The sequence below is a fragment of the Luteimonas sp. A501 genome, from assembly GCF_054052085.1.
On record NZ_JBSVRI010000002.1, the window covers coordinates 607,928 to 630,087 of the forward strand.

A 22,160-nucleotide genomic window follows, 5' to 3' on the forward strand; every position below is an offset into this window, starting at 1 on the left:
GCGCGCAACAAGGTACTCAGCGGCGCTTGGACTCCTGGCGCGGCAGGTTCGGGCCGAACTGCCGGCGCACGTTGCCGATCAGCTCCTTGTCGCGGTCGGGGAAGTAATCGCCCTCCCAGCGCTGCAGCGTGTCGCCCTCGAAGAACAGCACGAGGTTGTGTACTTCGGTCTTGCCGGTGCGCCCGACGCGCTCGGTGGAGGTGTAATCCCAGCGCTCGTGGTGGAACGGATCCTGGATCGAGGGCGAGCCAAGCAGCGCCGACACCTGCTGGCGATTCATTCCCGCCTGCAGCTGGGCGACGTTGCCGGGCTGGACCAGGCTGCCCTGGTAGACGGGTTGCTTGTATACGAAGCTGCAGCCGGCGCAGAGGCACGCGGCAAGGACGGGGACGATCAGGTTGCGCATCGGTGGCCAGGTCGGGACGGACATGGGGCGATGATACACTCGCCGCGCCGCCGCGACCGGTCCACGGCAGCTGGCGCTGCAATCGCCAATGAACGGGAATCGCATGGAAACCAACGAGCTGCGCAAGGCCGGACTGAAGGTCACGCATCCGCGCATGCGCATCCTCCAGCTGCTCGAGCAGAAGACCTCGCACCACCACATGTCCGCCGAGGACATCTACCGCCAGCTGCTGGACGGCGGCGACGAGATCGGCCTGGCCACCGTCTACCGCGTGCTCACCCAGTTCGAAGCGGCGGGCCTGGTGCTCAAGCACAACTTCGAGGGCGGCACCGCGGTCTACGAGATCGACCGCGGCGGCCATCACGACCACATGGTCGATGTCGACAGCGGCAAGATCATCGAGTTCGAGAGCCCGGAGATCGAAGCCTTGCAGCACGAGGTTGCCGACAAGTACGGCTACATCCTGGAAGAGCACTCGCTGGTGCTCTACGTGCGCAAGAAGCGCTGAGCCGGGCGCTCAGCCGGCGGTGGGTTCCCCGGCCTCGCGCAGCAGGCGCCTGGCCGCCGCCCGCGCCTCGCGGCTGACCTCGATCCCGCCGAGCATCCGCGCCAGCTCTTCCTGGCGGCCGGCGTCGTCGAGCAGGCGCACGGCGCTCTGGGTCATGCCCTCGCTTTCAGCCTTGCTGACCCGGTAATGGGCGTGGCCCTGGGCCGCGACCTGGGGCAGGTGGGTCACGCAGAGCACCTGGCGACGGCTGCCGAGGTCGCGCAGCTCGCGCCCCACGATCCCGGCCACGCCGCCGCCGATGCCCGAGTCCACCTCGTCGAAGACCATGGTCTGGACCGCGTCCAGGCCCAGGGCCGCGACCTCGATGGCCAGCGAGATGCGCGACAGTTCGCCGCCCGACGCCACCTTGCGCAGCGGCCGTGGCGGCTGTCCGGCGTTGGCGGTGACCAGGAATTCGACGCGCTCGGCGCCCTGCGCATCCGGCGCGTCGCCGGACGTGGGTTCCAGTGCCACCTCGAAGCGCCCGCCGCCCATGCCCAACTCGCCGATCAACGTGGTGGTCGCCTTGCCCAGTGCGGTTGCGGCCTTCGCGCGGGCCTTGCCCAGGCGCGCGGCGGCGCTGCGCCATGCGCCGGCGGCCGTCCCGATCTCGCCTTCCAGCCCGGCCAGCCGCTTCGCCGAGCCGGCAAGCGACTCCAGCTCCGCCGCCAGCGCGTCGCGGTGCGCGGCCAGCTCCTCCGGCGGCACGCGGTGCTTGCGCGAGAGCTCGTGCAGTCGCGAGAGGCGGTGTTCCTGCGTTTGCAGATGGTCGGGATCGATGTCGAGATCGGCACGGACACGATCCAGCAGCACCGCGGCCTCGTCGAGCTGGATGGCGGCGCCCTCGAGCATGGCGTCCACTTCGCCCAGGCGTGGTTCGTGCACCTGCATCCGCGCAAGCAGGCCACGCAGCTGCTGGACCACGGTCGGCAGCGCCCCGGCGTCACCGCCCAGGCGCTCGAGCGCGGTATCGCAGGCCTCGACCAGCTCGGTGGCGTGGGCCTGGCGCCGGTGCGCGGCCACCAGCTCTTCGATGGCGTCGGGTTCGAGTACTTCGCGCTCGAGCTCGGCGTGCTGGTGCTCGAGGAAGTCGATGCGGTCGGAGACGTCGCCGGCCGCGCTGAGCCGTGCGCGCTCCTGCAGCAGCGACGACCAGGCATGCGTCGCCGTGGCCACCGCGGCCAGTTCGGCCTCGTGGCGCCCGAAGGCGTCGAGCAGGGCCAGCTGGCTGCTGCGCGACAGCAGTGCCTGGTGTTCGTGCTGGCCGTGGATCTCCACCAGCAGCGCCGCCAGCGCGCCCAGCTGCGACAGCGTGGCCGGGCGGCCGTTGACCCACGCCCGCGAGCCGCCGTCGGCGCGAAGGGTGCGCCGCAGCTGGCAGGCCTGGCCGTCGTCGAACTCCTGTTCGCGCAGCCAGTCCAGCGCCAGCGGCGAGTCGCCGAGGTCGAATTCGGCGTCGAGCTCGGCGCGCTTGGCGCCGTGGCGGACCATGCCGGCGTCGGCGCGCAGCCCGGACAGGAAGCCGAGCGCATCGACGATGAGCGACTTGCCGGCGCCGGTTTCGCCCGAAACGACGGTCAGCCCCGGCCCGAATTCGAGTTCGGTGGCGGAGACAACGGCGAAATCCTTGATCGACAGTCGCTTGAGCATGGTGCGCGGATTGTGCCGTGGAGACGCGCAGCCTGTCATCGTCGATCTTGCCGATTGTGAGCCCGCGGCTTGCGACAAGTGCCCTTCGGACGTATACCCGCGGCATGTCCCGACGCCGTTCCGATCCCCTCGACCCGCGCGCGCGCCAGCTGTTGCGCACCCTGATCGCGCGCCATATCCGCGACGGCGAGCCGGTCGGTTCGCAGACCCTGGTCCGCCACGCCGGTCTCGACGTCAGCGCGGCGACGGTGCGCAACATCCTGTCCGACCTGGAGGAAGTGGGCCTGCTGTCGGCGCCGCACACCTCGGCCGGGCGCGTGCCCACGGCCCGCGGCTACCGCGTGTTCGTCGACTCGCTGCTCCAGCTCAGTCCGCTGGAGGAGGAGGAATTCATGCGCATGCGCGGCAGCCTGGCGACCAGCGCCGGCACCCAGACGCTGCTGGGCAGCGCCTCGGAGCTGGTTTCGGCGATGACCCGCTTCGTCGGCGTGGTCAGCGTGCCCGGGCGCGAGCAGTTCGCATTCCGCCAGATCGACTTCGTGCCGCTGGACGGGCAGCGGGTGATGGCGATCGTGGTGTTCGCCGATCACGAGGTCCAGAACCGGATCGTCCACACCCGGCGCCCCTACGACGCCGCCGAGCTGGAGCGGGTGGCCAACTACCTCAATGCCCACTTTGCCGGCCAGCCGCTGGCGCGGATCCGCGCGGCGCTGGTCGAAGAGCTGCGCAGCGCGCGCAGCGAGATGGAAGGCCTGCTGCGCGCCACCACCGACCTTGCCGAACAGGTGCTGGTACCGGGGGGCGACGACATGGTTGTTGCCGGACAGGCGCGCCTGCTGGGGGTCCAGGACCTCGCCGACCTTGACCGCCTGCGCGGCCTGTTCGATGCGTTCGCGGAGAAGCGCGAGATCCTGCAGCTGCTCGAGCGCACGGTGAAGGCCCAGGGCGTACGCGTGTTCTTCGGCGAGGAAACCGGGGTCGCGCCGCTGGCCGGGATGTCGCTGGTGACCGCGCCCTATGGCGCCGGAGGTCGCGTCCTGGGGGTGTTGGGGGTGATCGGCCCCACGCGGATGGCCTATGAGCGGGTGATCCCGGTGGTGCAGGCGACCGCCGAGGTCCTCGGCGCCGCCTTGAATCCCGACGCGGCATCCCCACTCAGTGCGGACCGAGACACTCCGGACCCAGGACAGCGATGACCACCGAACAGACGCCCGACCACGCCGCCGAGGCGCCCGCAGACGACCTTCCCCTGGAAGACGTGATCGAAACCCTCCGCGCCGAGCTGGAGCAGGTGCGCGCGCAGTCGCTGGTCGACCGCGCCGACCTCGAGAACCAGCGCCGGCGCATGGAGCGCGATGTCCAGAACGCCTGCCGCTTCGCCAACAAGCAGATCCTCGGCGACCTGCTGCCGGTGTTCGACAGCCTGGACGCGGCGCTGGCCGCCGCCGGCGCGGGCCCGCTGCACGACGGCGTCGAGCTGACCCTGCGCGAGCTGCGCCGGGTGGCCGGCAACCACGGCCTGTTCGAGATCGCGCCTGCCGCCGGGGAGGGCTTCAATCCCGACCTGCACCAGGCGATGAGCGTGGTGGACGCCCCCGGCGTCGACGCCGGCGCCGTGGCACAGCTGTTCCAGAAGGGCTACCGCCTCAACGAGCAGCTGCTGCGCCCGGCCCTGGTCGCGGTGTCGAACACCGATTGAGCGTCGATTGGACCACCGCCGGTTGATTCCGGCTGCCGCTGGCGCTTGAAGGCGTCGCGGCCAATCCCCAGATAGCAGTCATCGGCGGCATCGCCGCCCCCCGAATCCAGACACAGAGGCATATTCCCATGGCAAAGATCATCGGCATCGATCTCGGCACGACCAACTCGTGCGTGGCGATCATGGACGGCGGCAAGGCCCGCGTCATCGAAAACAGCGAAGGCGATCGCACGACCCCCTCGGTCGTCGCCTACACCAAGGACGGCGAGGTGCTGGTCGGCGCGTCCGCCAAGCGCCAGGCCGTCACCAACCCCAAGAACACCTTCTACGCGGTGAAGCGCCTGATCGGCCGCAAGTTCACCGACGCCGAAGTCAAGAAGGATCTCGACCTGGTGCCGTATGCCATCGTCGGGCACGACAACGGCGACGCCTGGGTGCAGACCAGCGACGGCAAGAAGCTGTCGGCGCAGGAAGTCTCCGCGCGCATCCTCGAGAAGATGAAGAAGACCGCCGAGGACTACCTGGGCGAGAAGGTCACCGAAGCCGTCATCACCGTTCCGGCGTACTTCAACGACTCGCAGCGCCAGGCGACCAAGGACGCCGGCCGCATCGCCGGCCTCGACGTCAAGCGCATCATCAACGAGCCGACCGCGGCCGCGCTGGCCTACGGCCTGGACAAGGACGGCGGCGACCGCAAGATCGCCGTGTACGACCTCGGCGGCGGCACCTTCGACATGTCGATCATCGAGATCGCGGAAGTCGACGGCGAGAAGCAGTTCGAGGTGCTGGCCACCAACGGCGACACCTTCCTTGGCGGCGAGGACTTCGACAAGCGCGTCATCGACTACCTGGTCGAGGAATTCAACAAGGACCAGGGCATCGACCTGCGCAAGGACCCGCTGGCCCTGCAGCGCCTGAAGGACGCCGCCGAGCGCGCCAAAATCGAGCTCTCGACCGCGCAGCAGACCGAGGTCAACCTGCCGTACGTGACCGCCGACGCGTCGGGTCCGAAGCACCTCAACATCAAGCTGACCCGGGCCAAGCTCGAGGCGCTGGTGGAGGACCTGGTCAAGAAGACGATCGAGCCCTGCCGCGTGGCGCTCAACGACGCCGGCCTGCGCGCCAGCGACATCAACGAGGTGATCCTGGTTGGCGGCCAGACCCGCATGCCCAAGGTGCAGCAGGCCGTGGCCGAGTTCTTCGGCAAGGACCCGCGCAAGGACGTCAACCCGGACGAGGCCGTCGCCATCGGTGCGGCGGTGCAGGGCGGCGTGCTCGCCGGCGACGTCAAGGACGTGCTGCTGCTCGACGTGACCCCGCTGTCGCTGGGCATCGAGACCCTGGGTGGCGTGTTCACCAAGATCATCGAGAAGAACACCACCATCCCGACCAAGGCCTCGCAGACCTTCTCCACCGCCGAGGACAACCAGTCCGCGGTGACCGTGCACGTGCTGCAGGGCGAGCGCGAGCAGGCCCGCTACAACAAGTCGCTGGCCAAGTTCGACCTGTCGGGCATCGATGCGGCGCCGCGCGGCATGCCGCAGGTGGAGGTGTCGTTCGACATCGACGCCAACGGCATCGTCCACGTGACCGCCAAGGACAAGAAGACCGGCAAGGAGCAGAAGGTCGAGATCAAGGCCGGCTCGGGCCTGTCGGACGACGAGATCCAGCGGATGGTCGCCGACGCCGAGGCGCACCGCGAGGACGACAAGAAGTTCCACGAACTGGTCGGCGCCCGCAATCAGGCCGATGCCCTGGTGCACGGCACCCGCAGTGCGATCAAGGACAACGGCGACAAGGTCCCGGGCGATGTGATCGGTCGCGTCGAGTCGGCGATCGCCGAGGTCGAGACGGCGATGAAGGGTGACGACAAGGGTCAGATCGAGGCCAAGACCAAGGCGCTGGAGGAAGCGGCCCAGGCGCTGTTCGCCGCGGCCGGGGCCGCCGGGCAGGGCGGCGACGCCCAGGGCGATGCGGGCCAGGATCCGGCCGGCCAGGCAGCGGACGACGTCGTCGACGCCGAGTTCACCGAGGTCAAGGACGACGACAGCAAGGCCTGACCGCCCCTGGCGTCGTGGACGCGGCCACGGCCGCGATGGCCACGCCCATGGCGGGGACCGGATGACCTCCGGTTCCCGCTGCGTATCCGGACCCCGCCCCGTCGGGTCCACCAGGCAGCACGGACCTGATCGATGAGCAAACGCGATTATTACGAAGTCCTCGGCGTCGGCCGCAACGCCACCGAGGATGAGTTGAAAAAGGCCTATCGCCGCAGCGCGATGAAGCACCACCCTGACCGCAACCCCGGCGACCACGCCGCCGAGGCTGCGTTCAAGGAGTGCAAGGAGGCCTACGAGGTGTTGTCCGACGGCGGCAAGCGCCGGATGTACGACCAGCATGGCCACGCCGCGTTCGAGCACGGCATGGGCGGCGGCAACGCCGGCCCCGGCTTCGGTGGCGGTCCGGACGTGGGCGACATCTTCGGCGACATCTTCGGAAATATCTTCGGTGGTGGTGGCGCCCGCGGTCCACGCCGCGGCGCCGACATCGGCTATGTGATGGAGCTCGACCTGGAGGACGCCGTCGCCGGCGTCGAGCGCCGCATCGACCTGCCTACCCTCGTCGAATGCGAGCCCTGCAAGGGCAGCGGTTCCGAGGATGGCAAGCTCGAGACCTGCGACACCTGCCACGGCAACGGCCAGGTGCGCTTCCAGCGCGGAATCTTCTCGATGCAGCAGCCGTGCCCGTCCTGCCATGGCCGTGGCAAGACCTTCAAGAGCCCGTGTCCGTCCTGCCGCGGCAACGGCCGCGTCGAAGAGGAAAAGGTGCTGTCGGTCAAGGTGCCGGCCGGCGTCGACAGTGGTGACCGCATCCGCCTTTCCGGCGAGGGCGAGGCCGGGCCCGCAGGCACCCAGCCCGGCGATCTGTATGTCGAAGTGCGCGTGCGTCCGCACGACATCTTCGAGCGCGACGGCGACGACCTGCACTGCGAAGTGCCGATCCGCCTGTCGCAGGCGGCGCTTGGCGACACCGTGCGCGTGCCGACCCTCGGCGGCGAAGCCGAGATCCGCATTCCCGCCGAAACCCAGACCGGCAAGGTCTTCCGCCTGCGCGACAAGGGCGTCAAGTCGGTGCGCAGCCGCGCGCCGGGCGACCTGTACTGCAAGGTGGTGGTGGAAACCCCGGTCAACCTGACCCCCGAACAGCGCACGCTGCTGGACCAGTTCGAGGCCACGTTCTCCGGCGAAGGCGCACGTCGCCATTCGCCACGGTCGAGCACCTTCGTCGACGGGGTCAAGGGCTTCTGGGAACGGATGACGTCCTGACACGGTGGCGACGGGGTGGCGGAGCTGCGCTGCTTGTCGGGGCCCCCGGGCGTCGCTAGCCTAGCGGCATGGGCGATCCAGTCAGGTTTCTGATCCACGGCGGCAGTGGCCGCATGGGGCGCGCGCTGCTGCGCCTTTGCGCCCAGGGCGTGCCGGAAGATTGCAGCGTCGTCGCGGCGGTGTCGCGACGCCCGCCGCAGCGCGTAGTGGATGGCGTGCCGCAGTTCGCCACCAGTGAGCTCCCCGGCGTTCCCGCCTTCGACGTCGCGATCGATTTCAGCCTGCCCGAGGGCTTCGATCCGCTGCTGGCCCTGTGCCGGCAGCGCGGCGCGGCCCTTGTGTCGGGCACCACCGGGCTCTCGGATGCGCAGCGGCAGGCCATGGCCGCGGCCGCGGCGGACATTCCACTGCTGTGGGCGGCCAACTTCAGCCTCGGCGTCGCCGTGCTGGAAGAGCTGGTGGAACGCGCCGCCGAGACCCTGGCCGGCTGGGATTGCGACATCGTCGAGACCCACCACGTGCACAAGAAGGATGCGCCCTCGGGCACCGCGCTGGCCCTCGGCGCCGTGGCGGAGCGGGGCGGGGCGGAACCGCGCTACGCCAGCCTCCGCGCCGGCGACGTGGTCGGCGAGCACCTGGTCCAGTTCACGGGCATGGGCGAGCGCATCGAGCTGGTGCACCGGGCCACCAGCCGCGACGTGTTCGCGCGCGGCGCGCTGCTGGCCGCGAGCCGCCTGCACGGCCGCGAAGCCGGGGCCTGGCGCCTGCGCGACCTGCTCTAGACGCCCGGGTTCATCTTCCGCGCTGGCGCGGCAGGCCGCGCGCCGGTAACATTCCCGCTCGCCTGAACCACTTGCCTCCGGGCCGGCCAATGCCGGGCCGGTGGCGTCCTGCAACCCCACGTAGGCGACCGCCAGTGACCCCACCCGCAATCCTCGCGCTCGAAGACGGCACGGTCTTCGAAGGCGTATCCGTCGGCGCGCCCGGCCTTTCCGTCGGCGAAGTCGTGTTCAACACGGCGATGACCGGCTACCAGGAAGTCCTGACCGACCCCTCGTACGCGCGCCAGATCGTCACCCTGACCTATCCGCACATCGGTAACACCGGCTGCACCTCCCAGGACGACGAGTCCGGGCAGGTCTGGTCGGCGGGCCTGGTGGTGCGCGACGTCCCGCGCCGGCCGAGCAGCTGGCGCAGCCGCGCGGCGCTGCCGGAATGGCTGGCCGACCGCGGCGTGGTCGCGATCGCCGGGATCGACACCCGCCGCCTGACCCGCCTGCTGCGCGCGCGCGGTTCGCAGAACGGCGCGGTGATGGCCGGCGAGATCGATATCGACCGTGCCGTCGAAGCCGCGCGCAAGTTTCCCGGCCTCAAGGGCATGGACCTGGCCAGCGTGGTCAGCACCGACAGCCGCTATGACTGGAACGAGGGCGACCTCGACCTCGATGCCGGGACCTTCCGCAAGGTGGCGCCGCGCTTCCGCGTCGTGGCCTGGGACTACGGCGTGAAGCGCAACATCCTGCGCATGCTCGCCGACCGCGGCTGCGACGTGACCGTGGTGCCGGCGCGCACCACCGCCGCCGAGGCGCTGGCGCTGAAGCCCGACGGCGTGTTCCTGTCGAACGGCCCCGGCGATCCCGAGCCCTGCGACTACGCGGTCGCGGCCATCCGCGAGGTGCTGGCCGCGGGCGTGCCCACCTTCGGCATCTGCCTGGGCCACCAGCTGCTGGCGCTGGCGGTCGGCGCGAAGACGCTGAAGATGGCCAACGGCCACCACGGCGCCAACCACCCGGTGCAGGACCTCGAGTCGGGCAGGGTGATGATCACTTCGCAGAACCACGGCTTCGCGGTCGACGAAGCCACGCTGCCCGGCAACGTCCGCGTCACCCACCGCTCGCTCTTCGACGGCAGCAACCAGGGCATCGCGCTCACCGACGCGCCGGCCTTCAGCTTCCAGGGACATCCCGAAGCCGCCCCCGGCCCGCAGGACGTGACCCCGCTCTTCGACCGTTTCATCGCGCTGATGGAGGCGCACTGATGCCCAGGCGCACCGACCTCAAGACCATCCTCATCATCGGCGCCGGCCCGATCGTCATCGGCCAGGCCTGCGAGTTCGACTACTCCGGCGCCCAGGCCTGCAAGGCCCTGCGCGAAGAGGGCTACCGCGTGGTGCTGGTGAACTCCAACCCGGCCACGATCATGACCGACCCGGAGATGGCCGATGCGGTCTACATCGAACCGATCACCTGGCAGATGGTCGAGAAGATCATCGCCAAGGAGCGCCCGGACGCGCTGCTGCCGACCATGGGCGGCCAGACCGCGCTCAACTGCGCGCTGGACCTCGCCGACAACGGCGTGCTCGAGAAGTACGGCGTCGAGCTGATCGGCGCCAGGCGCGAGGCCATCATGATGGCCGAGGACCGCGAGCTGTTCCGCGTGGCCATGGGCGAGATCGGCCTGGAGTGCCCGAAGGCGGCGGTCGCGAAGACCTTCGAGCAGGCGGTCGAGATCCAGGCGACCGTCGGCTATCCGACCATCATCCGGCCCAGCTTCACCCTCGGCGGCAGCGGCGGCGGCATCGCCTACAACCGCGAGGAGTTCGAGGACATCGTCAAGCGCGGCCTCGAGCTGTCGCCGACCAACGAGGTGCTGGTCGAGGAGTCCGTGCTCGGCTGGAAGGAGTTCGAGATGGAAGTGGTCCGCGACACCGCGGACAACTGCATCATCGTCTGCTCGATCGAGAACCTCGATGCGATGGGCGTGCACACGGGTGACTCGATCACCGTGGCGCCCGCGCAGACCCTCACCGACCGCGAGTACCAGCGCCTGCGCCAGGCGTCCATCGACGTGCTGCGCAAGATCGGCGTCGACACCGGTGGCTCGAACGTGCAGTTCGGCATCAACGCCGAGACCGGGCGCGTGGTGGTGATCGAGATGAACCCGCGCGTGTCGCGCTCGTCCGCGCTGGCGTCGAAGGCCACCGGCTTCCCGATCGCCAAGGTCGCGGCCAAGCTGGCCGTGGGCTACACGCTCGACGAGCTGAAGAACGAGATCACCGGCGGCAGGACCCCGGCCTCGTTCGAACCGACGATCGACTACGTGGTCACCAAGATCCCGCGCTTCGCGTTCGAGAAGTTCCCGCAGGCCGATTCGCGCCTGACCACGCAGATGAAGTCGGTGGGCGAGGTGATGGCCATGGGCCGCACCTTCCAGGAATCATTGCAGAAGGCGCTGCGCGGGCTCGAGACCGGCAAGGTCGGCCTGGATCCCACCGGCCTTGACCTGGAGAGCGGGGAAGGCCAGGCCGCGCTGCGCCGCGAACTGCGCGAGCCCGGTCCGGAGCGCCTGTTCCACGTCGCCGACGCCTTCCGTGCCGGCATGACGGTGGACGAAGTGTTCGGCCTGTCCTGGATCGACCCCTGGTTCCTGGACCAGATCGAAGACATCGTGGTCGCCGAACGCGAGGTCGAGTCCGGTGGCGTCGAGGCGCTGGACGCGTTGCGCCTGCGCGCGATGAAGCGCATGGGCTTTTCGGACGCCCGCCTGGCGCAGCTGGTCGGCGTCGAGGAAAAGGCCGTGCGCGCCCTGCGCCGCGCCTTCGGCATCAAGCCGGTCTACAAGCGTGTGGACTCCTGCGCCGCGGAGTTCGCGACCACCACCGCCTACCTGTACTCCACCTACGAGGAAGAGTGCGAGGCGGAGCCCACCGGCCGCGACAAGATCATGGTGCTCGGTGGCGGTCCCAACCGCATCGGCCAGGGCATCGAGTTCGACTATTGCTGCGTGCACGCCGCGCTTGCCCTGCGCGAGGACGGGTACGAGACCATCATGGTCAACTGCAACCCGGAGACGGTCTCGACCGACTTCGACACCTCCGACCGCCTGTACTTCGAGCCGGTGACGCTCGAGGACGTGCTCGAGATCGTCGAACTGGAGAAGCCCAAGGGCGTGATCGTGCAGTACGGCGGGCAGACGCCGCTGAAGCTTGCGCGCGCGCTGGAGGCCAATGGCGTGCCGATCATCGGCACCTCGCCGGATTCCATCGACCTGGCCGAGGACCGCGAGCGCTTCCAGCACCTGGTCGACGAACTCGGCCTGAAGCAACCGCCCAACCGCACAGCGCGCAGCGCCGAGCAGGCCCTGGTGCTGGCACGCGAGATCGGCTACCCGCTGGTCGTGCGCCCGAGCTACGTGCTCGGCGGCCGCGCGATGGAAGTGGTGCACGCCGAAGCCGACCTCGAGCGCTACATGCGCGAGGCGGTGAAGGTGTCCAACGACTCGCCGGTGCTGCTCGACCGCTTCCTCGACAACGCGGTGGAAGTCGACATCGACGTGATCGCCGATGCCGACGGCCAGGTGCTGATCGGCGGGGTGATGGAACACATCGAAGAGGCGGGCGTGCACTCGGGTGACTCGTCCTGCTCGCTGCCGCCGTATTCGCTGTCGGCCGACACCAAGGCCCGCCTGCGCGAGCAGGTCACGGCGATGGCGCGCGCGCTCAACGTGGTCGGTCTGATGAACACCCAGTTCGCCGTGCAGACCGACGACGAAGGCGAGGACACGATCTTCCTGCTCGAGGTCAACCCGCGCGCCTCGCGCACGGTGCCCTTCGTGTCCAAGGCCACCGGCGTGCCGCTGGCCAAGATCGCCGCGCGCTGCATGGCGGGTCGAACGCTGGCCGACCAGGGCGTGACCGAGGAAGTCGTGCCCGGCTACTACTCGGTCAAGGAGGCGATCTTCCCCTTCGCCAAGTTCCAGGGCGTGGATCCGATCCTCGGCCCGGAGATGCGCTCGACCGGCGAGGTGATGGGCGTAGGCCAGAGTTTCGGCGCCGCGTTCGCGCGCGCGCAGGAAGCGGCCGGCATCAGGGCGCCCGAGCCGGGCAAGGCCTTTGTCTCGGTGCGCGACCCGGACAAGCGGCGGCTGCTGCCCGTGGCCCACGCACTCGTGGAACGCGGCTTCAGCCTGGTCGCGACCGCGGGCACGGCCGCCTGGCTGAGCGAGCACGGCGTCGACTGCGAGCAGGTGAACAAGGTCGCCGAGGGTCGCCCGCACATCGTCGACCTGATCAAGAATGGCGATATCGCCTACATCGTCAACACCACCGAAGGGCGCCAGGCGATCGCGGACTCGTTCTCGATCCGCCGCGAGGCGCTGCAGCAGCGGGTGACCTATTCGACCACCATTGCCGGTGCGAAGGCCTTGCTGCATTCTCTGGAATATCGCGGCAGCGGCCCGGTGTGGGCCCTGCACGAACTGCATGAGGAGTTGAAGAAGACATGAGACCACCGATCACGGCACAGGGTGCGCAGCGTCTGCGCGCGGAGCTGGAAGAGCTGAAGAGCGTCCAGCGGCCTGCCGTCATCAATTCGATCGCCGAGGCACGCGCCCACGGCGACCTGAAGGAAAACGCCGAATACCACGCCGCGCGCGAGCAGCAGGGCTTCATCGAAGGCCGCATCAAGCAGCTCGAGGGCGAGCTTTCGCACGCGCAGGTGATCGACGTGTCGACGCTCAAGGTCGGCGACAAGGTCGTGTTCGGCGCCAACGTGCTGCTGGCCGACGAAGAGACCGGTGCGGAAAAGCGCTACCAGATCGTTGGCGACCTCGAAGCCGACATCAAGCTGGGCCTGATCGCCATCTCGTCACCGGTGGCGCGCGCGTTGATCGGCAAGCACGCCGGCGAGGTGGTGACCATCGAGGCGCCCGGCGGCATCAGCGAGTATGAGATCGTCGAGGTCAGCTACGGCTGATCCGGCGATGCCGGCCCCCAGCACCATCACCCTGCTGCTCCCGGCTGCCACGCGGCTCGGGCGGCAGCGCCTGTCCGTCGCGGACGCGACAGCGCTGGGGCGCGGCACGCGGCAGCCCGACGGCAAGCCCGGGCGACGCGCGCAGCTGCTCCGGCACTTCCCGTTGCGCGGCGAAGGCTGGCCGATCGCGGCGCTGTCGCGACAGGCCGAGGTCGGCGATGCCGAAGGCGCGGCCTGGCTGCGCGCCGATCCAGTGTGGCTGCGTCCGGACATCAACGGCGTGCGGCTGCTCGCGCATGGCGAGGCGCTCGCGCTGACGCGCGAGGAATGCGACGAACTGCTGCCCGCGCTGCGGCCGCTGTTTGGCGATGCCGGCTTCGCGCTCGACGCGCCGCACCCGGCGCGCTGGTACCTGCGCCTGCCCGGCGGCACGACGGTGCCAGCGTTCTCCGATCCGGGCGATGCGCTGGGCGAGGACCTCTTCGACCATCTCGACACCAGTCCCGAGGGCCGGCGCTGGCGCAGCCTCGCCAGCGAGGCCCAGGTGACCCTGCACAACCATCCGCTCAACGCGCGTCGCGCCGCGCGCGGGCAGGCGCCCGTGAACGCGCTGTGGTTCTGGGGTGGCGGTCGCCTCCCGGCGGTGGCCGGCGGCGGCGGCGAGACCGGCTACAGCGACGACGACACTGCGCGCGCACTGGCAGCGATCGGCGGCCTGGGCGAAGCGCTGCCGGACCGGTTCACCGGCGCGCCCGGCGTGTACGACATCGAGGGCACGCGCGATCTCGAGTGGATCGAGCGCGAGTGGCTGCTCCCGGCGCTCGAGGCGCTGCGTGGGGGGCATATCGCTGAGCTGCGGCTCGACGACGGCGACGGCTGGCGGCTTTCGCTCCGTCGCAGGCACCTGCTGCGGTTCTGGCGTCGCGCCACGCCCTGGCCGGCGCAGTGACGCCACCGCGCACCATCCGCCGCCGGCAGGTCCCCGGCGTGCAGCCTGGCGCCGATTGGCCGGCGGACGTGCCGCCACTGCTGCGCCGGATCTACGCCGCGCGCGGCGCCGCGGACATCGATGCCGCGCGCCCGCGCCTGGCCGGCCTGCTGCCGCCCGACGGCTTGCTCGACCTCGACCGCGCCACGAAGCTGCTGGCCACGGCCATCGCCGAGGGCCAGCGCATCCTCGTGGTCGGCGACTTCGACTGCGATGGGGCCACCGCCTGCGCCGTCGCGGTGCGGGGCCTGCGCATGCTCGGCGCGCGCGAGGTCCTGCACGCGGTACCCAACCGCATGATCCATGGCTACGGGCTGTCCCCGGCGCTGGTCGGCGAACTGGCGCCGACGCGCCCCGACCTCCTGGTCACGGTCGACCACGGCATTGCCTGCCACGCCGGCATCGACGCGGCCAAGGCGCTGGGATGGCGGGTCCTGGTCACCGACCACCACCTGCCCGGCGAACGCCTGCCGGCGGCGGATGCGATCGTGAACCCGAACCGGCACGGCGATGGCTTTCCCAGCAAGGTCCTCGCTGGCGTGGGCGTGATGTTCTACGTGCTGCTCGCGCTGCGGGCGCGGCTGCGCGCCGATGGACGGCTGGAAGGCAAGGGTCCGGACCTCGGGCAGCTGCTGGACCTCGTCGCGGTCGGGACGGTGGCCGACCTGGTGCCGCTGGACGCGAACAACCGTGCGCTGGTCGCCGCCGGCCTGCGCCGGCTGCGGGCGGGGCAGGGCTGCCCCGGGCTCAAGGCACTGATCGAGGTGGCCGGGCGCCGTGCGGAGTCGCTGGTGGCCGCGGATATCGGCTTCGCCGTGGGGCCGCGGTTGAACGCCGCCGGGCGCCTGGAAGACATGGCGCTGGGCATCGAGTGCCTGCTTTGCGACGAACCCGCGCGCGCCTACGAGCTGGCCCGCCAGCTCGACGCCATCAATCGCGAACGCCGCAACGTGCAGCAATCAATGCTCGACGAAGCAGAACGTGCGCTGTCGACGCCGGCCCTGGACGCGCTGGGGCGGACCGGAGCACTGCCTGTCGCGGTCTGCACCTTCGATCCGGGCTGGCACCCGGGCGTGGTGGGCCTGGTGGCCTCCAAGCTGAAGGAACGCCTGCATCGGCCAGTGGTGGCCTTCGCGCCCTCCGAGCCGGGCAGCACCAGCCTGCGGGGCTCGGCGCGCTCGATCCCGGGCTTCCACATCCGTGATGCGCTCGCTGCTGTCGACGCCCGCCACCCCGGCCTGATCGAGCGCTTCGGTGGCCATGCGATGGCGGCCGGCCTGAGCCTCGACGCCGAGCGGCTGCAGGCGTTCGAAGCCGCCTTCCACGCCCATGCCGAGGCCACGCTCGATCCCGCTGCCTTGCAGGCCACCGTCGAAAGCGATGGCGCCCTGGCACCGTCCGAGTTCGATCGTGCCCACGCCCAGGCGCTGCGCGATGGTGGTCCCTGGGGGCAGGGGTTTCCAGAGCCCCTGTTCGATGGCGAGTTCGAGGTGCGCGACTGGCGCGTGGTCGCCGAGCGACATCTGCGGCTGACGCTGGGCGTGGATGGACTGCGTGCAACGCTGGCCGGCATCCACTTCGGCGCCTGGAAGGGGGAGCCGCCACCGTCCCGCGCCCGACTCGCCTATCGGCTCACGCCCGACGATTACCGCGGCGGCGATGCCATCCAGCTGGTGGTGGAACACCTCGAAGCCTGCTGACGCCGGTCCAGGGCTATCGCTGAATACGTTAGCCCCGGATAATCCCGCGGCTTGGTCGGGCAATCAGGCCCTGCCGCATTTCGGGACCTCTTCAGCATGGAACACAAGCGACTGGCGGCACTGGCCGTTTCCCTCGGCCTTCTGGGCGGAGCACATACGGCACTGGCCACCGAGCCCGCGGCAACGCGCATCACCCCGGGACAGCAGGTCCGCGGGGAGATCACCAGCGCGGACGTGATCAACTGGCGTGACGGTTCCCGCAGCGAACTCTTCTCCTTCGCGCTCGACGCCGGACAGGCCGTCCAGTTCGCAGTCGAAGGCCCGCTGCGCGCGCAGCTCTCGGTGTTCCTCGATGGCCAGCTGGTGCGCGCCTCGTCCGGTGACGGGGAGGCCACTAACCTTTCGATCCGCGCCCCGCGTGCGGGCCGCTACGTGCTGGCGGTCAGCGGGCATGACGGCTCCGCGTACGGACCTTTCATCCTCGGCGCGACCGAACTGCAGGTGTACGCAGGAGGCGAACTGGCGGCCGGCGCGTCGATCAGCGACTGGCTGGACGGCAGCAAGCGCATCCCGCTGCGCATCGAACGCGAAGGCGTGTACGCGCTACGCATGGCCGCCGACGGCTTCGACACGGTGTTGGGCCTGGAAGGCAACGGTGTCTCGCTCAGCAACGACGATGCCGAAGGCAGCAATTCGCAGCTGACCGCGTGGCTGGCGCCGGGCGCGTACACGCTGGTCGCCTCCGGCTTCGGCGGCAGGGCGGAAGGGCAGTACGAGCTTTCCGTGGCCGAACGCGAACTGCCGCCCGGCGTCGAGATTGCCGCCGGCGGCGAACTGGAGCCGGGCAGCGACATCACCGCGCTCTACCAGGGTCGGCCGGTGTCCTATCGTCTGAGCGTGAACGAGCGGCAACTGCTCGAGCTCGACATGCGCAGCCCCGAGCTTGATTCGCGCCTGCGGCTCGCTGGCGCGGGCGTGGTGCTTGAAAACGACGACTCCGGCGGGCGCCTGGACGCCCGCATCGCCTCGGTGATCGAACCCGGCGAATACACCGTGCAGGCGTCGGCATTCGATGCCGAAGGTGGCGCAGGCGTGTTCACGCTGGCGGCGCGCCTGTCCCCGGTGCCTCACGATGCCGGCGGCGGCGTCCTCCAGGTGGGCCAGCAGCGCGAGGCCAGGCTGCTCCCGGGCGTGACCGACCGCTACACCTTCCGCATCGCGCGCGCAGGCAGCTACGCGATCACGATGGGGGCGAACGACGGCGTGGATGCCCACCTCAGGCTGTACCGCGACAACGAACTGCTTGCCGAGGACGACGATAGCGGTGGTGGTTTGGACGCCCGCATCGAGGACACCCTGCAGCCGGGTGACTACGTGCTCGAGGCGTCATCTGCGGTGGGCGGCGAGCGTGGCCGCTACCAGGTGCAGGTGCGGCGCCGCTGAGTGCTGCATGGCCGCCAGCAGCATGCTGTAGACCCACAGATAAGCCAGGTCGTGGAGCACGCCGTGGCGGCCATGGATCAGCGGGCCGACGGACCTGTCGCCGCGATGGCCGCCGGCGCGGGACGGTAAAGCCGCAGCGCGCGCAGCATCGGTGCGGGCCCGGTCAAGAAGACGGTCTCGACGGCAGGTACAGGCCCAGCCAGCGGGCGAGCAACACAGTGCCCAGCAGGATGGCCACGAAGCCTGCCGCTGCGAAGAAGAAGGCTGCGGCGTGCCGCTCCGGCCAGCCGCCCGCCTCATAGGCGGCTTCAAACAGCCAGATCACGCCATAGCCAACCACCAGCGCGCAGGCCACGCGGCCTGCGCGTTTAACCAGCCCGGTGGCGTCATCGGGCCAGCCGAACCGCATCAGCGCGCCGATGCACAGCAGGGTGCCGACAATCTCGCCGGCCATGCCCGGATCGATCCAGGGCACCGCCCACGCGGCCGCCGCCAGCGCGCACATCGCGGCCAATGCGATCGCCCAGCTGCGCCAGGCCCGCGCGCCGGGTGTTTGCAGCCTGCCCATCAACGCCCATGCCAACGCTGCTCCGAGCATGCCCACCGCCAAGCCGCCCAGGACGTCGGCGAGGAAGTGCCGCCCGAGGTACATCCGCGACAGCCCCATCAGCAGCGGCCAAGCCACCACCAGCCCCCAGATCCACGCCGCGCGTGCGCGGAAGAACAGAGCCAGCGCGAGCGCGAACACCAACGCCGAGCTGGTGTGGCCGCTGACGAATCCGAAGCCTGGATCATGGGTGGCGCGCTTGGCAGAGATCGCCTCATCCGAAGGCAGGCCCCAGAAGCCCTCCGCTGCGCCGTCCGCCACCAGGTGTCGGCCGCCTTCGCCCTCGTACAGCACTCTTGCATCGACCTCGCTCGGCCGTGGCAGCCCGAAACCCTGCTTGAACCCTTCGGTCGCGAAAGCCACCAACAGCAGTGCCAGCAGCACGCCCATGCCCGGACGCAGGCGGATGCCGAACAGCAGCACCAGGATCGCGGGCACGTAGAACCAGGCTTCGCCAACCCAGCTCATGAAGTGCATGAGTGCGTCGAACCAGGGAGCGGAGAATTGCTGCAACCAGAGGATGGGTTCGGCTTCGAACATACGGACGATCCTCGATGGTTATTGGCGTGCTGCAGCGGAAGTGGCTTCGGGGGGCCGCGGCCGTGTCCTGGCCGGCAGCCCGAACAGTGGTCGCAGCGGCCCGCCCCTGCGGATGATGCCCTCGTGCAGCAGCAGGCAGCCCGCGATCGTACCCGCGACCACCAGCAGCGGCTCCAGCCAAGGTCCCAGCGACAGCGAGCCGAGCGCGAACGCGAGTGGCACGATCAGGCTCTGGTGCAGGATGTACCAGGGATACACCGCCTCGCGGGCCCGTGGCAGCCAGCGGAAAGGACGGTCGAGCAGGGTACGCGCCCAGCCGAAGATTGCCAGCAGCGCGGTCCACGAGTACACGGCGCGGGCGATGCGTTCGATCATTGCCCAGTTCACGTGGAGCGCCCAGGCGGGAATATCCCCCGGAGGCAGATGGCGACCGGCCGCGCGCAGCGACAGCTCGATCGTGATCGCCAACAGCGCCAGCGCCAGCATCCGCCCGCGCATCGCCTGCACGCCGTCCCAGAACCTCGCCTCGTGTGCCACCAGCCAGCCGGCAAGGAAGAAGAACAGGTACTTCGCGTGCGCGTACCAGTCGCCGGCAAAAGCGTGGGTTTCCGGAAAGCGCGGCATCAGCCACCACAGGCAGGCGAACAGCCACGCTGCTGGCGCCAGCACCCACCACGCCCGGTCGCATCGGAACAACAGCCCCCGCAGCCGCCGGCTCCGGGCGGACTCCAGCACCGGGGCCAGCAGCAGCGCCAGCATGCTGTAGCTCCAGACATAGGCCAGGTACCACAGGTGGTTCCAGGTCACGCCGTACTCCGCACCACTCCAGCCGCCTTCGGGCCAGGGGCGCAGCTGCAGGTAACGCTGCATGAAGGCGCCGAATCCGGGCGTGATCGCGCCATTGGCCAGCGCTTCGCAGTAGGCCTGTACCGGCACGATCACCAGCATCCCGAACCCCAGCGGCAGCAGCAGCCGCCAGTTGCGTGACAGTCCGAGCCGCCAGCCCGGACGCGAGGCCATGGCCAGGCCCAGGGCGATGCCGGAGATCATGAACAGCAACGGCATCCGCCAGCGATTGACCGCGATCATCGGCCACTGCAGCCATTCGGTCTGGTGGACGCTCTTGACGTGGTAGCCCCACTGGGCGACGTAGACCATGCCCACGTGATAGGCGATCAGCAGGCCGAACGCGAACACCCGCAGGGCGTCGATATCGTGGCGTCGTGGGATGAGGGTCGAGGTTGTCATGGCGTGATTCCAGCGCCTCTCGAACCTCTGCGCCAGCTGGAAGTGCCGGAGTGACGTCGCTGGGGGACGAACCGCGGAATGGCGTGATGAGCCGCGGCGTGCCCGCGGGCCGAATCGCTACAATCGGTCCATGCAAGATCCCGTCGGGAATGCCGCCACACGCGAAAAGGACTTCTGGAGCCGGCACCTGTCCTGGCGGCGTCCGTTCGAGCTGGTGATCTGGACGCTGATCTTCGGCATCAGCGCCGCCGCAAACACCGTCGTGACCCTGATCGACGCCGAGCGCTACGGCCGGGTGATGGAAGCCTGGCAACCGGTGACCTGGGAGGGCAGCAGCGCACTGGTGTCGCTGCTTCTGCTGCCGCCGCTGTTGTGGCTGTGCGAGCGCTGGCCGCTGCACGCCGACACCTGGGCCAGGCGCCTGCCGGCTTACCTCATTGCCAGTCTGGCCTGGTCGCTGCTGCACGTGGCCGGCATGGTGCTGCTGCGCATTGTCATGTATGCGCTGATGGGGGACCAGTACAGCTTCGACTGGCACGTCGAGCTGCCCTACGAGTACCTGAAGGACGGACGCACCTTCGCCATGATCGTGTTTGTCGCCCACGGCTACAGCTGGTTGTGGCGGCGGCTGCAGGGAGAGGTGCGGCTGCTCGATCCGCCGGACCCGGGCATCCCGGCCCCGCGTGACGAGCGCCCTGGGCGGCCAGAACGCTTCCTGGTGCGCAAGCTGGGGCGTGAGTTCCTGGTCGCCGCCGACGACATCGAGTGGCTGCAGGCTTCGGGCAACTACGTCAACCTCCAAGTGGCCGGCCGCGCCTATCCGCTGCGCAGCACACTGGCCAGTATCGAGGCGCGGCTGGACCCTGCGCGCTTCGTGCGCATCCACCGCAGCTATCTCGTCAACCTCGACCAGGTCGGGTCAATCGAGCCCTTGGACACCGGCGACGCCCGCGTCCACCTTGTCGACGGTAGCCATCTGCCCTGCAGTCGCCGTTACCGCGACGCACTGCGCGCACGAAGCATGGCCGAGCAGCCCGCGTAGCCGCTGGCCGACGCGGGCAGACCCGGCGGAGCGCCGGAATTGCTAGAATCCGCCTCTTTCCACGCGGATCCACAGCACATGATGGAGCTCAATCCCGTCCGCCAGCGCATCGCCGACCTGAAGGGTCGGCTGGATGCGCTGAGGGGGTTTCTTTGACTACGACACCAAGCGCGAACGCCTCGAGGAAGTAGAGCGCGAACTCGAGAACCCGGATATCTGGAACGATCCCGAGCGCGCACAGGCGCTGGGGCGCGAGCGCTCGCTGCTCGACAAGACCGTCAACGGCATCCGCGACCTGACCGAGGGCCTGGTGGGCGCCGCCGAGCTGCTTGACCTGGCCGATGCCGAGGACGACGCGGACACCGCGCAGGCCGTCGAGGACGACGTGGAAAGCCTCAGCACCCAGGTCGAGAAGCTCGAGTTCCAGCGCATGTTCTCCGGCCAGATGGACACGGCCAACGCATTCCTCGACATCCAGGCCGGCGCCGGCGGCACCGAGGCCCAGGACTGGGCCGAGATCCTGCTGCGCATGTACCTGCGCTGGGCGGAAGACCGCGGCTGGAAGACCGAGATCATGGAGGCCAGCGGCGGCGACGTCGCCGGCATCAAGTCGGCCACGGTGCGCATCGAGGGCGAGTACGCCTATGGCTGGCTGAAGACAGAAATCGGCGTCCATCGACTGGTGCGGAAGTCGCCGTTCGACTCCGACAACCGCCGCCATACCAGCTTCACATCGGTGTTCGTATCGCCCGAAGTCGACGACGACATCGACATCCAGATCAACCCGGCCGACCTGCGTACCGACGTGTACCGGTCTTCGGGTGCCGGCGGCCAGCACGTCAACAAGACCGAGTCGGCGGTGCGCATCACCCACATTCCGACCAATACCGTCGTCGCCTGCCAGAATGGGCGCAGCCAGCACCAGAACCGCGACACTGCGATGAAGATGCTGGCCGCCAAGCTGTACGAACTCGAAGTGCAGAAGCGCAACGTCGAGAAGGACGCGCTGGAAGCCACCAAGTCCGACATCGGCTGGGGCAGCCAGATCCGCAACTACGTGCTCGACCAGAGCCGCATCAAGGACCTGCGTACCGGCATCGAGCGTTCGGATACCCAGAACGTGCTGGATGGCGACCTTGACGAGTTCATCGAGGCCAGCCTGAAGTCCGGGCTGGAAGCCGGGTCGAAACGCACCGACGCAGTTTGATTGC

General features: G+C 69.4%; 18 protein-coding genes. 14 read left to right on the forward strand and 4 right to left on the reverse strand.

The genetic code is table 11. From position 1 onward, the window contains the following. Positions 1-16 precede the first annotated feature (16 nt). Entirely contained in the window at positions 17-406 is a 390-nt protein-coding gene (locus ACW7G5_RS09275) for an outer membrane protein assembly factor BamE (RefSeq protein ID WP_457003989.1), read from the reverse strand. A 103-nt stretch (positions 407-509) separates the two neighbouring features. On the opposite strand from ACW7G5_RS09275, the gene fur reads away from it, so the two are divergent. After that, complete coding sequence (fur, locus tag ACW7G5_RS09280) at positions 510-914, forward strand: ferric iron uptake transcriptional regulator (protein WP_457003991.1); 405 nt, start codon at positions 510-512, stop codon at positions 912-914. 9 nt (positions 915-923) lie between these two features. Here fur and recN read toward each other — a convergent pair whose 3' ends face one another. After that, positions 924-2,603, reverse strand: a complete 1,680-nt coding sequence (gene recN, locus ACW7G5_RS09285) for a DNA repair protein RecN (protein ID WP_457003829.1) — start codon at positions 2,601-2,603, stop codon at positions 924-926. A gap of 104 nt (positions 2,604-2,707) precedes the next feature. On the opposite strand from recN, the gene hrcA reads away from it, so the two are divergent. The 11 genes from hrcA to ACW7G5_RS09340 all read left to right on the forward strand — a co-directional run bounded on the left by hrcA (position 2,708) and on the right by ACW7G5_RS09340 (position 17,512). Continuing rightward, the gene (hrcA, locus tag ACW7G5_RS09290; protein ID WP_457003831.1) at positions 2,708-3,799 is read left to right on the forward strand and encodes a heat-inducible transcriptional repressor HrcA; all 1,092 of its coding nucleotides are present in this window, start codon (positions 2,708-2,710) and stop codon (positions 3,797-3,799) included. Continuing rightward, complete coding sequence (gene grpE, locus ACW7G5_RS09295; RefSeq protein ID WP_457003832.1) at positions 3,796-4,302, forward strand: nucleotide exchange factor GrpE; 507 nt, start codon at positions 3,796-3,798, stop codon at positions 4,300-4,302. Before hrcA ends, grpE begins: the two co-directional genes overlap by 4 nt. A gap of 128 nt (positions 4,303-4,430) precedes the next feature. Beyond that, positions 4,431-6,362, forward strand: a complete 1,932-nt coding sequence (dnaK, locus tag ACW7G5_RS09300) for a molecular chaperone DnaK (RefSeq protein WP_457003834.1) — start codon at positions 4,431-4,433, stop codon at positions 6,360-6,362. A 132-nt stretch (positions 6,363-6,494) separates the two neighbouring features. Beyond that, positions 6,495-7,628, forward strand: coding sequence for a molecular chaperone DnaJ (gene dnaJ / locus ACW7G5_RS09305; RefSeq protein ID WP_457003835.1), 1,134 nt, complete (start codon positions 6,495-6,497; stop codon positions 7,626-7,628). Between the two features lie 68 nt (positions 7,629-7,696). Beyond that, positions 7,697-8,410: a 4-hydroxy-tetrahydrodipicolinate reductase gene (dapB, locus tag ACW7G5_RS09310; RefSeq protein ID WP_457003836.1), complete on the forward strand. Its 714-nt coding sequence runs from the start codon at positions 7,697-7,699 to the stop codon at positions 8,408-8,410. Positions 8,411-8,544: 134 nt separating this feature from the next. Further along, on the forward strand, positions 8,545-9,666 hold the full coding sequence (gene carA, locus ACW7G5_RS09315) for a glutamine-hydrolyzing carbamoyl-phosphate synthase small subunit (RefSeq protein ID WP_457003838.1): 1,122 nt from the start codon (positions 8,545-8,547) through the stop codon (positions 9,664-9,666). Next, complete coding sequence (gene carB / locus ACW7G5_RS09320; RefSeq protein ID WP_457003840.1) at positions 9,666-12,911, forward strand: carbamoyl-phosphate synthase large subunit; 3,246 nt, start codon at positions 9,666-9,668, stop codon at positions 12,909-12,911. The genes carA and carB overlap by 1 nt, the downstream gene beginning before the upstream one ends. An 8-nt stretch (positions 12,912-12,919) precedes the next feature. Next, on the forward strand, positions 12,920-13,381 hold the full coding sequence (greA, locus tag ACW7G5_RS09325; protein WP_457003993.1) for a transcription elongation factor GreA: 462 nt from the start codon (positions 12,920-12,922) through the stop codon (positions 13,379-13,381). Positions 13,382-13,388: 7 nt separating this feature from the next. Then, positions 13,389-14,330 carry a phosphoglycerate mutase gene (locus ACW7G5_RS09330; protein WP_457003842.1) on the forward strand — a complete coding sequence of 314 codons (942 nt, stop codon included), beginning with the start codon at positions 13,389-13,391 and terminating at the stop codon, positions 14,328-14,330. Further along, positions 14,327-16,069, forward strand: coding sequence for a single-stranded-DNA-specific exonuclease RecJ (gene recJ / locus ACW7G5_RS09335; RefSeq protein WP_457003843.1), 1,743 nt, complete (start codon positions 14,327-14,329; stop codon positions 16,067-16,069). The genes ACW7G5_RS09330 and recJ overlap by 4 nt, the downstream gene beginning before the upstream one ends. A gap of 96 nt (positions 16,070-16,165) precedes the next feature. Then, positions 16,166-17,512, forward strand: coding sequence for a hypothetical protein (locus ACW7G5_RS09340; protein WP_457003845.1), 1,347 nt, complete (start codon positions 16,166-16,168; stop codon positions 17,510-17,512). Positions 17,513-17,675: 163 nt separating this feature from the next. Here the strand turns inward: ACW7G5_RS09340 and ACW7G5_RS09345 are convergent, their stop codons facing one another. Together ACW7G5_RS09345 and ACW7G5_RS09350 are read right to left on the reverse strand one after the other, a co-directional pair. Continuing rightward, the gene (locus ACW7G5_RS09345) at positions 17,676-18,659 is read right to left on the reverse strand and encodes a phosphatase PAP2 family protein (protein WP_457003847.1); all 984 of its coding nucleotides are present in this window, start codon (positions 18,657-18,659) and stop codon (positions 17,676-17,678) included. Positions 18,660-18,677: 18 nt separating this feature from the next. After that, entirely contained in the window at positions 18,678-19,907 is a 1,230-nt protein-coding gene (locus ACW7G5_RS09350; protein WP_457003849.1) for an acyltransferase family protein, read from the reverse strand. 130 nt (positions 19,908-20,037) lie between these two features. Between ACW7G5_RS09350 and ACW7G5_RS09355 the strand changes: the two genes are divergently transcribed. Together ACW7G5_RS09355 and prfB are read left to right on the forward strand one after the other, a co-directional pair. Beyond that, positions 20,038-20,949 carry a LytTR family DNA-binding domain-containing protein gene (locus ACW7G5_RS09355; RefSeq protein WP_457003851.1) on the forward strand — a complete coding sequence of 304 codons (912 nt, stop codon included), beginning with the start codon at positions 20,038-20,040 and terminating at the stop codon, positions 20,947-20,949. 78 nt (positions 20,950-21,027) lie between these two features. Beyond that, positions 21,028-22,156 (forward strand): peptide chain release factor 2 gene (gene prfB, locus ACW7G5_RS09360; RefSeq protein ID WP_457003853.1). Its coding sequence is split into 2 segments (ribosomal slippage): positions 21,028-21,102 and positions 21,104-22,156, totalling 1,128 coding nucleotides; the frame shifts between segments, so codons are not numbered across the junction. The last annotated feature ends 4 nt before the right edge of the window (positions 22,157-22,160 follow it).